Source organism: Leisingera sp. ANG-Vp, assembly GCF_000813725.1.
In the GTDB taxonomy this organism is placed as follows: domain Bacteria; phylum Pseudomonadota; class Alphaproteobacteria; order Rhodobacterales; family Rhodobacteraceae; genus Leisingera.
Window position 1 is genome coordinate 897 of sequence record NZ_JWLD01000073.1, and the last position, 13,808, is coordinate 14,704.

14 protein-coding genes are annotated in these 13,808 nt (G+C 63.5%); 9 read left to right on the plus strand and 5 right to left on the minus strand.

Features of this window, described 5'->3' with window-relative positions; genetic code table 11:
• From RA20_RS20625 to RA20_RS20645, 5 genes are all read right to left on the minus strand, one after another.
• On the minus strand, nucleotides 1-351 hold a 351-nt coding region (locus RA20_RS20625; RefSeq protein ID WP_039133212.1), incomplete at its 3' end, for an ExbD/TolR family protein.
• The gene (locus tag RA20_RS20630) at nucleotides 348-758 is read right to left on the minus strand and encodes an ExbD/TolR family protein (RefSeq protein ID WP_039133156.1); all 411 of its coding nucleotides are present in this window, start codon (nucleotides 756-758) and stop codon (nucleotides 348-350) included. The genes RA20_RS20630 and RA20_RS20625, both read right to left, overlap by 4 nt.
• A gap of 168 nt (nucleotides 759-926) precedes the next feature.
• Nucleotides 927-1,544, minus strand: coding sequence for a MotA/TolQ/ExbB proton channel family protein (locus RA20_RS20635; RefSeq protein WP_039133159.1), 618 nt, complete (start codon nucleotides 1,542-1,544; stop codon nucleotides 927-929).
• Between the two features lie 3 nt (nucleotides 1,545-1,547).
• Nucleotides 1,548-1,967, minus strand: a complete 420-nt coding sequence (locus tag RA20_RS20640) for a hypothetical protein (RefSeq protein ID WP_039133162.1) — start codon at nucleotides 1,965-1,967, stop codon at nucleotides 1,548-1,550.
• A gap of 57 nt (nucleotides 1,968-2,024) precedes the next feature.
• Nucleotides 2,025-2,870, minus strand: coding sequence for a hypothetical protein (locus tag RA20_RS20645; protein WP_039133214.1), 846 nt, complete (start codon nucleotides 2,868-2,870; stop codon nucleotides 2,025-2,027).
• 186 nt (nucleotides 2,871-3,056) lie between these two features.
• On the opposite strand from RA20_RS20645, the gene tssA reads away from it, so the two are divergent.
• The 9 genes from tssA (at nucleotide 3,057) to tssH (ending at nucleotide 13,800) form a co-directional block, all read left to right on the plus strand.
• Entirely contained in the window at nucleotides 3,057-4,124 is a 1,068-nt protein-coding gene (tssA, locus tag RA20_RS20650) for a type VI secretion system protein TssA (RefSeq protein ID WP_039133165.1), read from the plus strand.
• A 73-nt stretch (nucleotides 4,125-4,197) separates the two neighbouring features.
• Entirely contained in the window at nucleotides 4,198-4,713 is a 516-nt protein-coding gene (tssB, locus tag RA20_RS20655) for a type VI secretion system contractile sheath small subunit (protein WP_039133168.1), read from the plus strand.
• A gap of 15 nt (nucleotides 4,714-4,728) precedes the next feature.
• Nucleotides 4,729-6,225 carry a type VI secretion system contractile sheath large subunit gene (gene tssC, locus RA20_RS20660; protein WP_039133170.1) on the plus strand — a complete coding sequence of 499 codons (1,497 nt, stop codon included), beginning with the start codon at nucleotides 4,729-4,731 and terminating at the stop codon, nucleotides 6,223-6,225.
• A 67-nt stretch (nucleotides 6,226-6,292) separates the two neighbouring features.
• Nucleotides 6,293-6,793 (plus strand): Hcp family type VI secretion system effector, encoded by a 501-nt coding sequence (locus tag RA20_RS20665; protein ID WP_039133172.1) that lies wholly within the window; start codon nucleotides 6,293-6,295, stop codon nucleotides 6,791-6,793.
• A gap of 90 nt (nucleotides 6,794-6,883) precedes the next feature.
• Nucleotides 6,884-7,687: a type VI secretion system accessory protein TagJ gene (locus RA20_RS20670; protein WP_039133175.1), complete on the plus strand. Its 804-nt coding sequence runs from the start codon at nucleotides 6,884-6,886 to the stop codon at nucleotides 7,685-7,687.
• Entirely contained in the window at nucleotides 7,680-8,177 is a 498-nt protein-coding gene (gene tssE, locus RA20_RS20675) for a type VI secretion system baseplate subunit TssE (RefSeq protein WP_039133178.1), read from the plus strand. Before RA20_RS20670 ends, tssE begins: the two co-directional genes overlap by 8 nt.
• A gap of 1 nt (nucleotide 8,178) precedes the next feature.
• Complete coding sequence (gene tssF / locus RA20_RS20680) at nucleotides 8,179-10,056, plus strand: type VI secretion system baseplate subunit TssF (protein WP_039133180.1); 1,878 nt, start codon at nucleotides 8,179-8,181, stop codon at nucleotides 10,054-10,056.
• Nucleotides 10,020-11,075 carry a type VI secretion system baseplate subunit TssG gene (gene tssG / locus RA20_RS20685; RefSeq protein ID WP_039133181.1) on the plus strand — a complete coding sequence of 352 codons (1,056 nt, stop codon included), beginning with the start codon at nucleotides 10,020-10,022 and terminating at the stop codon, nucleotides 11,073-11,075. The genes tssF and tssG overlap by 37 nt, the downstream gene beginning before the upstream one ends.
• Before the next feature lies 1 nt (nucleotide 11,076).
• Nucleotides 11,077-13,800, plus strand: coding sequence for a type VI secretion system ATPase TssH (tssH, locus tag RA20_RS20690; protein WP_039133182.1), 2,724 nt, complete (start codon nucleotides 11,077-11,079; stop codon nucleotides 13,798-13,800).
• The last annotated feature ends 8 nt before the right edge of the window (nucleotides 13,801-13,808 follow it).

Sequence of the window (13,808 nt, forward strand, 5' to 3'; positions counted from 1 at the left end):
GCCCTCGGCGACCAGCGGCAGCACCCGGCGCAGCTCGGCCGCGCGGTGGGCGTTGATGCGCAGGCGCAGCTCCGGGTCGTCGGCCAGCAGGGCGGAAAGGGCGGGGGAGAGGGCTTCGCGGGTGATTTCATCGCCGTCCAGCGCCAGGGCTCCTTCAGAGGAAATGGCCAGGGTGATGCCGCCGGCGGGCATGTCGCGGCCGGTGACGGCGGTGGCGGGGCGCACATCAAAAGGCGCGGTGGCGTCCATGCGGCCAATCAGCATGAAGAACACCAGAAGGAAGAACACCACGTCGATCAGCGCGATGATGGTTTCCGAATGCGGGCTGCGGGACGGGCGGTTGAGCTTCATGGGGACGCCTCCAGCCGCAGGACGCGCAGGCGGGTGACGCCGGCCAGAGCGGCCGCGTCCATCACGGTGATCAGTGCCTGGGTTTGGGCGGCGCCGGAGGGCAGTATCACCACTTGAGTGAGGGGTTCTTCGGCAACTGCGGCGGAGAGGGTGGCACGCAGGGTGTCCTGATCCAGCGCGGTGCCGCGCAGCACCGGAACGCCGTCAGCTCCGAGGCGGATCATCATTGTGCCTGCCGGGGCCTGGGTGGTGCCGGCGCTTCCTTCAGAGGGTTTCACCGCCGGGATCATATCGAGGTTCAGGTAGGTGGAGGTCACCATGAAGAACACCAGCAGGATCAGCATAACGTCGATCATCGGCACCAGCGAGATCAGGGCGCGGGGGCGGGCTGGGCGGCTGAGGGTCATGTTGCCCTCTGCTGGATACCCTTGCGGAGGTTCGCGCCCGGCTCCGAGGGGGCGCGCAATCGCGCCCGCGTCAGGCTGGACGCATGCCTCCGGCATGGGGGGCGGGGACGGGCGCGAACCGGACCGCAAGCGGACCGGTGGAAGTATGGGTGTGAAAAGGCGGCCACTTTACCGCGACCCGTCGATCAGCAGCAGGCGGCCGGCGGCGCTTTCAATGGCTTGGGCGGCGGCGTCGATGCGGGCGGCAAACAGGCCGGCGGCGACGGCGGCGGGGATCGCGACCAAGAGGCCCGCGGCGGTGGTCAGCAGCGCCTGCCAGATGCCGCCTGCGAGGACCGAGGCATTGGCGGCGCCCTGGGCCAATTCCAGCTCTTGGAAAGACTGGATCATGCCGAGCACGGTGCCAAGGAGGCCCAGGAGGGGCGAGACCATGGCGATGAGTTCCAGAAGGCGGATGAGGGAGTTCATCCGGCTCACTTCCTCATTGCCGCGGCGCTGCAGCTCGTCTTGCAGCAATGGGCCGCGCAGGCCTTCCTGCAGGGCCTCCATCGCGTAGCTCATCACCCGGTCGGCAGGGGATTTGCCGCCTGCGAGTGTGTCCTGCGCCTGTTTGCGGTCGCCGTCCTTCCACAGGCCCAGAGCCTGTTCACGTGCATCGCCTCCGGAACGCACCGGCCAGAGCTGGATCAGTTTGACGGCAATCACGGTGAGCGAGAGCAAAGACATCAGCGCCAGAAGCGCAATCACCGGACCGCCGGTGCCGAGAATTTCCCAGGTGCCGGCCATGGCTTATTTCACCAGCGGTGCGGCGGCGCGGGAGCCGAGTTCCAGGATCGGGAAGCAATCCATCTGTTCTTCGTTCTGCGGCTGGCAGGAGGTGATGTCATGCAGCAGGATTTCCGAGATGTTGCCGCAGGCAATCTCGGGGATTTCGAAGAGTTTCAAGGTGGTGCGCTGGATGGGCAGGGGGGCGGCGTCAATCGACAGCAGCCGGTCGATCACCCCCTGGCCGTCGAGGATCGCCAGGGACATTTCGAAGCCTTCAAAGCTCTTGCCGGTCTGGTTGCGGAACAGGAAGAAGGCGCGGCAGCCGCCGCCCTCGATCTCCTCGGTCTTGTTCAGCTCGACCCGGAGGGGACCGGTTTCTGCGGCGGCGGCAAATGGCGCGGCTGCGAGAGCAAGGGCAGATAGCAGGCGTGTCAGGGTCATCACTGTCTCCGGTTTCTTATGTTCAGGCCCGGCCCGCACCCAACTGAAGGGGGCGGATCAGACCAATGCGGTCAAAGCCTTTTCGATCTTGTCCATGGCGTCGCGGGCCGAATCGAGGTCGCGGCGCTTGAGGTGGCGGGCCGCCACATGCAGGGCGCGGCCCAGGCGGTCGCGGGCCTTGCCGGGCGCACGGGCCACATTGGCCTGCAGCGACTGGGCGCGCTTCACCTGGGCGCCGAGCGAGCGCTGATCCATCTCGCGCTGGCCGCGCTTCATGGTTTTGGCCTCGTCCTCGCGGTCCTTGCCGATGCCGGCAATGGCGCGTTCGATCACCATCACCATTGTCTCGGCCTCCTGCAGCCGGCCCTTGTTGATCAGGGCGACGGATTTGGCCAGGGCGCGCTTGAGTTTCAGCTCCAGCGGGCCCGGCGCCAGGCCGATGCGCGGCTGGATCCGTTTGAGGCGGCGTTTCAGCGGTGCAATGGCCTTGGGGTCGATGCCCGAAGCGGAGATGTCGGAGACGTCTTCTTCAGCAACAACGCTTTCGGAGGATTCGGGTTTGAGGCTGTCGAGAAGGTTGCCGCCGTCGTCGACGAACAGCACGTTGACCTTGGCCGGGTTGCGTTTGAAAAACTTTTTCAGCTCGCCGATCATCCGCCCCGGCGCGCTTTCGCAGATCATTTCCATTTCGCCCGAACGCACCGTGTAGGTGCCCCAGGCCATCGGAGGGCCGCCGCCCGCCTGCTTCATCGGATTGCGCAAAGTTTCGGGTTTTTTGCCCGGCTGAATCATCAGCAGCGGGTCCTTGCTGTCGTCGAGGCAGAAGGCGAAACTCATCCGCTTCTTGGCGCCCTCGCGCACCATGTCTTTGACTTCCTTGCCGGAAATACGATCAATACTCATCATTCCACCGCTGGGAAAAGGCATGAAAACATTTGACTTTAGGATGCCGATAAGGCTCACTTGGGGTCAAGTTTTAGTTTGAGATTAGGGCAGCCTTAACCACCGGTCCTGAAAAGGGTGGGGGGCTGCTTTACGTTACGTTAACAGAGGCCGCAAACACCTGAGAAGAAGCGGGGGGGCATTTAGATGGATCCGGCAGTATTGCTGCAGTCCAAGGGGGAAGACGCGCCCAGCGGCGAGAACCTCGAATACGATCCAGCGTTCACCGAGATGGAGCTGGCGGCTCAGCCCGGGGAAGAATCCGTGGTGGGCGATGAAAAGATCGAGGCCACTGATCCCGACTACCGTGAAGTGCAGAAAAAAGCGCTGGAGGTTCTGGAGCGCAGCCATGACCTGCGGGCGGCGGTGTTCCTGGGCGATGCGCTGCTGCATTCCGAAGGGCTGACCGGCTTTGGCGATGTCGCCGCCTATATGCGCGGCTGCCTGGAGGAGTTCTGGGAGACCTGCCATCCGGAGCTGGATGAGGACGACGGCGACCCGACCATGCGGATCAACGCGGTGCAGGACCTGTGCGGCCAGCCCGACGGGATGGCCGGGGCATCGCCGCTCTACCGCTCGCTGCGGCGGGCGCCGCTGACCGAGAGCCGCGGCTTCGGCCGGTTCTCGTTCCGCGACATCGAGATTGCCGAAGGGGTGATGACAGCGCCCTCGGACATGGAGCACATCCCGGACTCGGCGACCATCGGGGCCGCGTTCCAGGACAGTGACGACGAGATCATCGAGGCGCGGCTTGCGGCGATTGAAGCCGCGGCGGATAATGTGAAGGCGATTTCGGCGGCGTTTGACGAGAACACGCCGGGGCAGGGGCCGGATCTGAGCGCGCTGATCAAGCTGCTGCAGCAGATGGCCCGGAAGATCCGCGACTATGGCAATGTCAGCGCGGATGCAGCGGCGGATGAAGACGATGCCGAAGACGCCGCTGCGGAAGAGGGCGGCGCAGCAGCTCCGGCGGCAGGCGGGCGCGCAGCCCCCGCGGCGCCGGGAGCGATCAACTCGCCTGCGGATGTGTCCAACGCGCTGGACCGCATCATCGGCTATTACCGGCGGGCAGAACCGTCGAGCCCGCTGCCGATCCTGCTGGAGCGGTGCAAGCGTCTGGTGGGGGCGGACTTCCTCACCATCATGAACGACATGGCGCCGCAGGGGGTGGATAACGTCCACCTGATCGGCGGCATCGAAGACGACGACGATTAATGGGCGCGGCAGGCGCCGGCGGCGGAAGCCGCCGCAGCAGCCGTGCAAGCAAAGACTAGTGAAGGAGACCTAGATGGCCGGAAGTTCACAAAAATTCATTGCCCGCAACCGGGCACCAAGGGTCCAGATCGAATATGACGTGGAGCTGTACGGCGCCGAGAAGAAGGTGCAGCTGCCCTTCGTGATGGGCGTGATGAGCGACCTGGTGGGCAAATCCGAAGTGGAGCAGCCCGCGGTGGCGGACCGCAAGTTCCTGGAAATCGATGTCGACAACTTCGATGACCGGATGAAGTCGATGGCGCCGCGCGCGGCCTTCACCGTGCCCAACACGCTGACCGGCGAGGGCAACTTGGCGGTCGACATCACCTTTGACAGCATGGACGATTTCAAGCCCGCGGCCATCGCCGCCAAGGTGGAGCCGCTGCGCGAGCTGCTGGAAGCACGCACCCAGCTCAGCAACCTGATGACCTATATGGACGGTAAGACCGGCGCCGAGGATCTGATCTCGAAGATCATCCAGGACCCGAGCCTGCTGAAAACCCTGGCAGCGCAGCCCAAGCCCGGCGGCGAAGCCGAGAGCGAAGAATAATAGGGGAGGACAAAGATGGCTGAAGAAGAACTCCAGGCGGAAGCCGCTGGTGGTGAAGCCGCCTTTGGCTCAACCGAATTTGCGGATCTGCTGCAGAAGGAATTCCGGCCCAAGTCGGATCAGGCCAAGACTGCCGTGGAAAGCGCGGTCAAGACCCTGGCCGAGCAGGCGCTGGCAAATTCCGCTCTGATCTCCGATGACGCGCTGCGTTCGATCGAGAGCATCGTGTCGCTGATCGACCAGAAGCTGACCGAGCAGGTGAACCTGATCCTGCACAACGAGGAATTCCAGCAGCTGGAAAGCGCATGGCGCGGGCTGCATTATCTGGTCAACAACACCGAGACCGATGAGCAGCTGAAGATCCGGGTGATGCCGATCACCAAGAAGGAAATGTCGAAGACCCTGAAGAAGTTCAAGGGCACGGCATGGGACCAGTCGCCGATCTTCAAGAAGGTCTACACCGAGGAATTCAGCCAGCTGGGCGGCGAGCCCTACGGCTCCCTGGTGGCGGACTACCATTTTGACCATTCGCCGCCGGATATCGAGCTGCTGGGTGAAATGTCCAAGATCGCCGCGGCCGCGCATGCGCCGCTGATCACCGGCGCCAAACCCACTCTGTTCCAGATGGACAGCTGGGCGGAACTGTCGAACCCGCGCGACCTGACCAAGATCTTCCAGACCCCGGAATATGCCGCCTGGCGGAGCTTGCGCGACAGCGAGGATGCGAAATACGTGGGCCTGGCAATGCCGCGTTTCCTGGGCCGTCTGCCCTATGGCTCCAAGACCGACCCGGTGGAGGAGTTTGCATTCGAGGAAGACACCGCAGGCGCGACCAGCGACAAATACGGCTGGGTCAACGCGGCCTACGGCATGGCGGTGAACATCACCCGCTCGTTCAAGATGTACGGCTGGTGCTCGCGGATCCGCGGCGTGGAAAGCGGCGGCACCCTGGAAAACCTGCCTTCGCACACCTTCCCGACCACCGATGGCGGCGTCGATCAGAAATGCCCGACCGAGATTGCCATCGACGACCGGCGCGAGGCGGAACTGGCGAAGAACGGCATGATGCCGCTGATCCACCGCAAGAACACCGACGTTGCGACCTTCATGGGCGCGCAGTCGCTGCACAAGCCGGCCGAATATGACGATCCGGACGCCACCGCAAACGCCAATCTGGGCGCGCGGCTGCCGTATCTGTTCGCCACATGCCGGTTCGCGCACTATCTCAAGTGCATGGTGCGGGACAAAGTCGGCTCGTTCAAAAGCCGTCAGGATATGGAGTCCTGGCTGCAGGACTGGATCAACAACTATGTTGACTTCAATGCAGATATCTCTTCGGAGAACGAGAAGGCGCGCAAACCTCTGGCCGCAGCCGAAGTGGTTGTGGAAGAGGTCGAGGGCAACCCGGGGTATTACACCTCGAAATTTTTCCTGCGCCCGCATTACCAGCTTGAGGGGCTTTCCGTCTCGCTGCGGCTGGTATCGAAACTGCCCTCGGAAAAAGGAGGCTGATTACCCACTCCCCAGCCTCAAACCATCATAGTGCAGTAGAATTCTTAATTTTTGAAAGGATAGCAAAATGGCTGCAAATATGTTCGTCCAGATCTCGGACATCACCGGTGATGCCACCGAAGAAAACCACAAGAAGTGGATTGTCGTTCAGTCCGCAAGCTGGAACGTCGAGCGCGCGGTTGAAATGACCGACCTGGGCTCGACCCAGCGGATGCACGCAAACTCCAACTTCGGCAAGATCGAGCTGACCTCGCAGATGGGCAAGGCCTCGAACGACCTGGCGCTGTCGGTTGCCAACGGCACCGTGCGCCCGGAAATCGTCATGCACTGGTGCCGCTCGGGTGACAGCGCAAGCCAGGGCCTGCTGGTCTATTCGATCTGGAAGATGAAAGACGTGGTTGTCGACAGCTACTCGATCTCCGCAAGCGAAGACGGCATTCCGGAAGAGACCTGGTCGCTGGCTTATGCCTCGATCGAGCATGAGTACAAATCGACCGATCAGAAGACCGGCAAGCTCACCACCGAAGGCACCTTCAAGTGGAACGTGCAGACCGGCAAGGTCGAATAAAACTATTGGCTGGCCCCGGGTGTATTGCGTCCGGGGTCCGTTTTTTCTGACGCATTTCCAGCATTCATCCTTGTTGCGGAGTAGAGCCCCATGACACCCGAAGAGCATCTGAAAGCCGGTGATCCCAGGGCGGCGCTGGAGGCGCTGCAGGCCAAGATCAGGGCGGACGCCAGCAATCCGAAACTGCGGGTGTTCCTGTTTCAGCTTTTGTGCGTTCTGGGCGACTGGAACCGGGCGATTGCCCAGCTGAAGGCCGCGGCCGGACTGGATGAAGGCGCCACGGTGATGGCGCAGGCCTACCGCGAGGCGATCATCTGCGAAGTGTATCGCGAGAAGGTCTTTGCCGGCGAAAAGGCGCCGCTGATCTTGGGCGAGCCCGAGGAATGGCTGGCGCATCTGATCGAGGCGCAGAAACTGCTGGCAGCCGGCAACCCCAAGGAAGCGGCGGAGCTGCGCGCCAAGGCGTTTGACGCAGCCCCTGCAAGCCCGGGCGAGATCAACGGCAAGCGGTTCGACTGGATTGCCGATGCCGACATGCGGCTGGGCCCGGTGCTGGAGACGGTGGTGAACGGCAAGTACTACTGGCTGCCGTTCTCGCAGATCGTCTCGTTTGAGGCCGAGGAGCCGAGCGATTTGCGCGATGCGGTCTGGACCGCAGGCACGCTGACCCTGGCGGGCGGCGGCGCGGTCGCGGCGATGATCCCGTCCCGCTACCCCGGCAGTGAAAAAGCCGACGGGCTGTCGATGCTGGCGCGCGCCACTGTGTGGGAAGATGCCGGCGAGGATACCTTTACCGGTCTTGGCCAGCGGCTGCTGACGATCGGGGATGAGGACATTGCCATCATGGATGTGCGCTCGCTCAAGATGGATGGGCATGACATAGAAAATGGCTGACAAGACTCTGGCCGAGCGCCTGCAGCCCTCGCTGCTGGACCGGCTGACAGACAATGCACCTGGCGATCAGAAGGAAACCCGCGAGAGCCGGGTGATTGATCTTGGGCGGCTCCGGGAAATCATCCAGCGCGATCTGTCCTGGCTGCTGAACACCCAGAATGTCGAGAGCCATTTCGATGCGGAGAAATACCCGGCGATCTCGGCCTCGGTGCTGAACTACGGTCTGATCGAAGTGGCCGGCGAGGCCTCGACCACGGAAAAGGCTCAGGCGATCCGCCGTTCGATCAAGCAGGCGATTACAACATATGAGCCGCGGATTATTGAAGGATCGGTGGATGTGCGGCTGCAGGATGGAACCGACGCGACCGAGATGACCGTGGGTCTGGAGATCCGCGCCGACATGTGGGCGCAGCCGATGCCGCTGGAGCTGTATTTGCGCAGCAAGGTCGATCTGACCACCGGCGAAGTGGAAATGGAAAGGGCGCTGTGAGATGGATACACGGCTGCTGACCCATTACGAGAACGAGCTGAACTACCTGCGCGATATGGGCGGGGAGTTTGCGGCTGCCTATCCCAAAATCGCCGCCCGGCTGGGGATGGAGGGGGTCGAGGTTCTGGACCCTTATGTGGAACGGCTGCTGGAGGGCGTCGCCTTCCTGTCGGCACGTGTCCAGCTGGAGCTGGAGCTGCAGTATCCGAATTTCACCTCGAACCTTTTGGAGATCATCTATCCGCATTATCTGGCGCCGACGCCGTCAATGATGATTGCAGCGTTTGAGCCGGATGCGGCCAATTCGGCGGTGAAAAGCGGCTATGTGCTGCCGAGAGGCTCGACGCTGCGCTCCAGGCTGACCGAGGGCGAGCAGACCCCGTGCGAGTTCCGCACGGCCTCTGATCTGACCATGTGGCCGATCCAGATCACCGAGGCGCAGTATATCGACGGCCGCGGCGAGCTGGTCGCAGCGGGCGTGGCCACAGGCTATGATGCGCGGGCGGGCATCCGGCTGCGCATCAAGCGGATCGACGGCGACCCGATCAGCAAGCTGGAGATGGACAAGCTGTCGCTGTATCTCTCCAGCGCGGCGGGCAACAGCTGGCCGCTGCTGGAGCTGCTGTGCACCCAGGTGCAGGGGATTGTGGCGCGTTCCACCGACCGGCGCGCTGACTGGCAGCTGCCGCTGCGCGGCGCCAAAGTTGTGCAGAAGGGGTTCAGCCCCGAGGAAGCGCTGCTGCCGCTGCCGCGCCGGGTCTATGACGGCTACCGGCTGCTGCAGGAATATTTTGCCATGCCCGAGCGGTTCCGCTTTGTCGAGCTGCAGGGGCTGAAAGCGGGTCTGGAGAATTCCGAAGGCAACGAGGTGGATCTCTATGTCCTCCTGCGCGAGGGGATGCCGGAGATTGCCCCCATTGTGGTGCCGGAGGTGTTCCAGCTGAATGCGGTTCCGGCCGTCAACCTGTTCGAGAAACGCTGCGACCGGGTGCGGATTGCGCCGATCGACACCGAGCACCATGTGATCCCGAACCGTACCGCGGGCCTCGATTTCGAGGTCTACGCGCTGCAGAGCGTGGTCGGGATCAGCGGCGAGGGCGAGGATGACGTGGTGTTCCGTCCGTTCTATTCCGCCAATGATTTCACCGCGGCGGGCGAAAGCCACCCGGCTTATTACACCATCAAGCGGCGGATGCGGCAGCGCTCGGAAAAGGAACGCCTGCGCGGGGTGAGGAGTTCTTACCTGGGCTCCGAGGTGTTCCTGACGCTGGTGGACCGGGCGCAGGCGCCTTATTCCTCGGGGCTGGAGCAGCTGGCGGTCAATGCGCTTTGCACCAACCGCGATCTGCCGATGCTGCTGGCCACCGGCAGCGACGACGTGTTTCAGCTGCCCGAAGGCGGCCCGGTGACAAAGGTGACGCTGCCGGTGTCTCCGACCCGTCCGCATCCGACGCTGGCGCAGGGCGATACCGCCTGGCGGCTGATTTCGCATCTGAGCCTCAACTACGTCTCGATTGCCGAAACCGGCAAAGGCCAGTCGGCGGAGGCACTGCGCGAGCTGGTGGGGCTTTATGCGCCGCTCGGCGACCGGGTGACGGAGAAGCAGCTGGAGGGCATCCTGTCGGTGGGCGCACGCCCCATCGTGCGGCGGATGAGCGACGAGATCCTGTCGACTGCGGTGCGGGGGCTGGAGATCACCCTGGGCTTTGACGAGAGCTTTTTCGAGGGCAGCAACATCTATGCGCTGGGAGCCGTGCTGGAGCGGTTCTTCCGCGGCTATGCCAGCATCAACTCATTCACGGAGACAGTCCTGACGACTGAAAAACGCGGGGAAATTGCCAGATGGCGACCGGAAAAGGGCCTCGGCCGGATGATCTGAGCCTCTATGGCCGGCTGGCCATGGAGCCTGAAAAACATCACGTTTTTCACGCCCTCCGGGTATTGGAGGCGCATTTCAATGACGCCCCGCGCCTCGGCGAAAGCCGCCGCCCGCGGGAAGATATGCTGCGGCTGGGGCAGGAGGCGGAGCTGGCGTTCCCGCCCTCGACCATTGCCGATTTCAAACCGGCAGAGGGCGGCAAGCCTGCTGTTCTGACCAACCGGTTCTTTGGCCTGTTCGGCCCCCAAGGCCCCTTGCCGCTGCACCTGACCGAATACGCCCGCGACCGTAAACGCAACCACCGCGACCCGACGCTGGTGGCCTTTGCCGATATGCTGACGCACCGGATGATGAGCCTCTTGTACCGGGCCTGGACGCAGGGCTCGCCTGCCGTCAGCTTCGACCGGGCCGATGATCCGATGGCGCGCAAAGTGTCGTCGCTGATCGGCTATAACGGCTTCAAGTTCGGCGACCGCGACGACATGCCGGACATGGCCAAGCTGCATTTCGCAGGCCATTTGGCCAAGGGGGCGAAGAACCCGGAAGGTCTGGTGTCGATCCTGTCGGCGTTTTTCGAGGTGCCGGTCACCCTGCAGGAATTTGTCGGCAGCTGGCTGGAGCTGGAGCCGGACGACCGCTGGGCCCTGGGCTATGGCGGGCTGGGGCAGAGCACCAGCATCGGCGACAAGGTCTGGAGCCGCTCGGCCAAGTTCCGCATCCGCATCGGGCCGCTGAAGCTGCAGGATTACGAACGGCTTTTGCCGGGCGGCGAGGCACTGAAGCGGCTGCGCGCGATTGTGCGGTCCTATGCCGGGGATTTCCTGGATTGGGATGTGAACCTGATCCTGGCCGGCGACGAGGTGCCGCGCGCGTCCTTGGGCGGCACCACGCGGCTGGGGCATACCAGCTGGGTGCGCTCGCGCCCGGACCCGGAGGCGGATCAGCCGGACGTGAATGATTTATACCTGTACCCGGGATTAGGCGCCGGGGCTGAAGAGCGAGTAGAGGGAGGGATTTGAGATGACCGAGATCAGCCGCGTGGCGCTGTTTGGCAAGCTGAACAAGCTGGGATACCAGGCCGTTGAAAGTGCAACCGTGTTCTGCAAGATGCGGGGCAACCCCTATGTGGAACTGGTGCATTGGATGCATCAGCTCCTGGCGCAGCAAGACAGCGACCTGCACCGGATCATCGAGCATTACAAACTGGACCCGGGCAAGATCGCAACTGAACTGACCCGCGCTCTTGATATGCTGCCGCGCGGCGCTTCGACGATTTCCGATCTCTCCGATCACCTGATGGATGCGATGGAGCGCGGCTGGGTCTGGGGCTCGCTGCTCTATTCCTCGGGCCAGGTGCGCAGCGGGTACCTGCTCCTGGGCATGCTGAAGACGCCGGCGCTGCGCAATATCCTGTCGAACATGTCGCCGGAGCTGGCGAAGATCGGTGCGGATGATCTGGCCGACAATTTCCACGAGGCCACCGACGGCTCGCCCGAGGATGCCTTGGGTGCGCAGGATGGCTCCAATGTGACCGGGGGCGGCGCCGAGCCGGGCGAGGCCTCGGGCGCGATGGCGCCTGGTGCCATGGGCAAGGGTGAGGCGCTGGAGCAGTTCTGCACCGATCTGACCGCGCAGGCCAAGGCGGGGGAGATCGACCCCATCGTGGGCCGCGACGAGGAGATCCGCCAGATCGTCGATATCCTGATGCGGCGGCGGCAGAACAACCCGATCCTGACCGGCGAGGCCGGGGTGGGCAAAACGGCCGTGGTCGAGGGCTTTGCCCTCAGGATTGCCCGCGGCGACGTGCCGCCGGCGCTGGCGGATGTGCGGCTCTTGGTGCTGGACGTGGGCCTGCTGCAGGCGGGTGCCAGCATGAAGGGCGAGTTTGAAAACCGCCTGCGCCAGGTGATTGACGAGGTGCAGGCCAGCCCGGTGCCGATTGTGATGTTTGTCGACGAAACCCACACGCTGGTGGGGGCAGGCGGGGCTGCAGGCACTGGCGACGCGGCCAACCTGCTGAAGCCGGCGCTGGCGCGCGGCACTCTGCGCACCATCGGGGCCACCACCTGGGCCGAATACAAGAAATACATCGAGAAGGACCCGGCGCTGACCCGGCGCTTCCAGGTCGTGAAGGTGGATGAGCCGGGTATCCAGAAAGCGATCCTGATGATGCGCGGCATCGCCTCGATGCTGGAAAACCACCACCGCGTGCAGGTGCTGGATGAGGGGATCGAAGCGGCGGTCAGCCTCTCGGCCCGGTATATCCCCGCCCGTCAGCTGCCGGACAAATCCGTCAGCCTCTTGGACACGGCCTGCGCCCGCGTTGCCGTCAGCCAGCACGCGGTGCCGGCCGAGGTGGATGACAGCCAGCGCCGAATTGAGGCGCTGACCACCGAGCTGGAGATTATCGGCCGCGACGAGACCGCAGGTTATGAGGTTGCTGACCGGCGTGAAGCTGTGGAAGCCGCCAAGACCGCCGAGGAGGAACGGCTGGCCGGGCTGACCGAACGCTGGGACAAGGAAAAGGCGGTTGTGCAGGACATTCTCGACCTGCGCGCCAAGCTCCGGGAGGGGGCTGCGCCCGTGGACGACACGGTTGATGCTGGAGACGACAGCGCGGAGGGCGCCGCCGAAGGCAGCGGAGACGGGCCGGACCGGGCGGAACTGCTGCAGCAGCTGAAGGACAAGAACGCCGAGCTGGACACTTTGCAGGGCGACTCTGCACTGATCCTGCCCATCGTGGACCATCAGGCGATTGCCTCTGTGGTTGGCGACTGGACGGGCATTCCCGTCGGCCGCATGGTCAAGGATGAGATCGAGACCATTCTGAACCTGGAAGAGCATCTGGCCAAACGGGTGATCGGCCAGGATCACGCGATGAAGATGATCGCCAAGCGGATCCAGACCAGCCGCGCCGGCCTCGACAACCCGAACAAGCCGATCGGGGTGTTCATGCTGGCGGGCACCTCCGGCGTGGGTAAGACCGAGACCGCGCTGGCGCTGGCCGAGGTGCTTTATGGCGGTGAGCAGAACGTCATCACCATCAACATGTCGGAATACCAGGAAGCCCATACGGTCAGTAGCTTGAAAGGCGCGCCTCCGGGCTATGTCGGCTATGGCGAAGGCGGCGTTCTGACCGAGGCGGTGCGGCGCAAGCCCTACTCCGTGGTGCTGCTGGACGAGGTCGAAAAGGCGCACCCGGATGTGCATGAGATCTTTTTCCAGGTCTTCGACAAAGGCGTCATGGAAGACGGCGAAGGCCGGATCATCGATTTCAAGAACACGCTGATCCTGCTGACCTCCAATGTCGGCACCGAGACCATCATGGATCTGTGTTCGGATCCTGAGCTGATGCCGGATCCGGAGGGCATGGCCAAGGCGCTGCGCGACCCGCTGCTGAAAGTGTTCCCGCCGGCGCTTTTGGGGCGTCTGGTGGCAATCCCCTATTATCCGCTCAGCCCGGAGATGATCGGCGAGATCACCAAGCTGCAGCTGGGCCGGATCCAGAAGCGGGTGCAGGAAACCCACGATGTGCCCTTCGAATATACCGACGCGGTGGTCGAAGAGATCGTCAACCGCTGCCAGGAGCTCGACAGCGGCGGCCGCATGATCGACGCAATTGTCACCAACACCATGCTGCCGGAAATCTCAAACGAGTTCCTGCGCCGCCTGATGGAAGGCGGGGAAGTGAAGAAAGTCGCAGTGGACGTCAAGGACGGGGAGTTCACGTACGGTTTTGATTAAACGCGCCA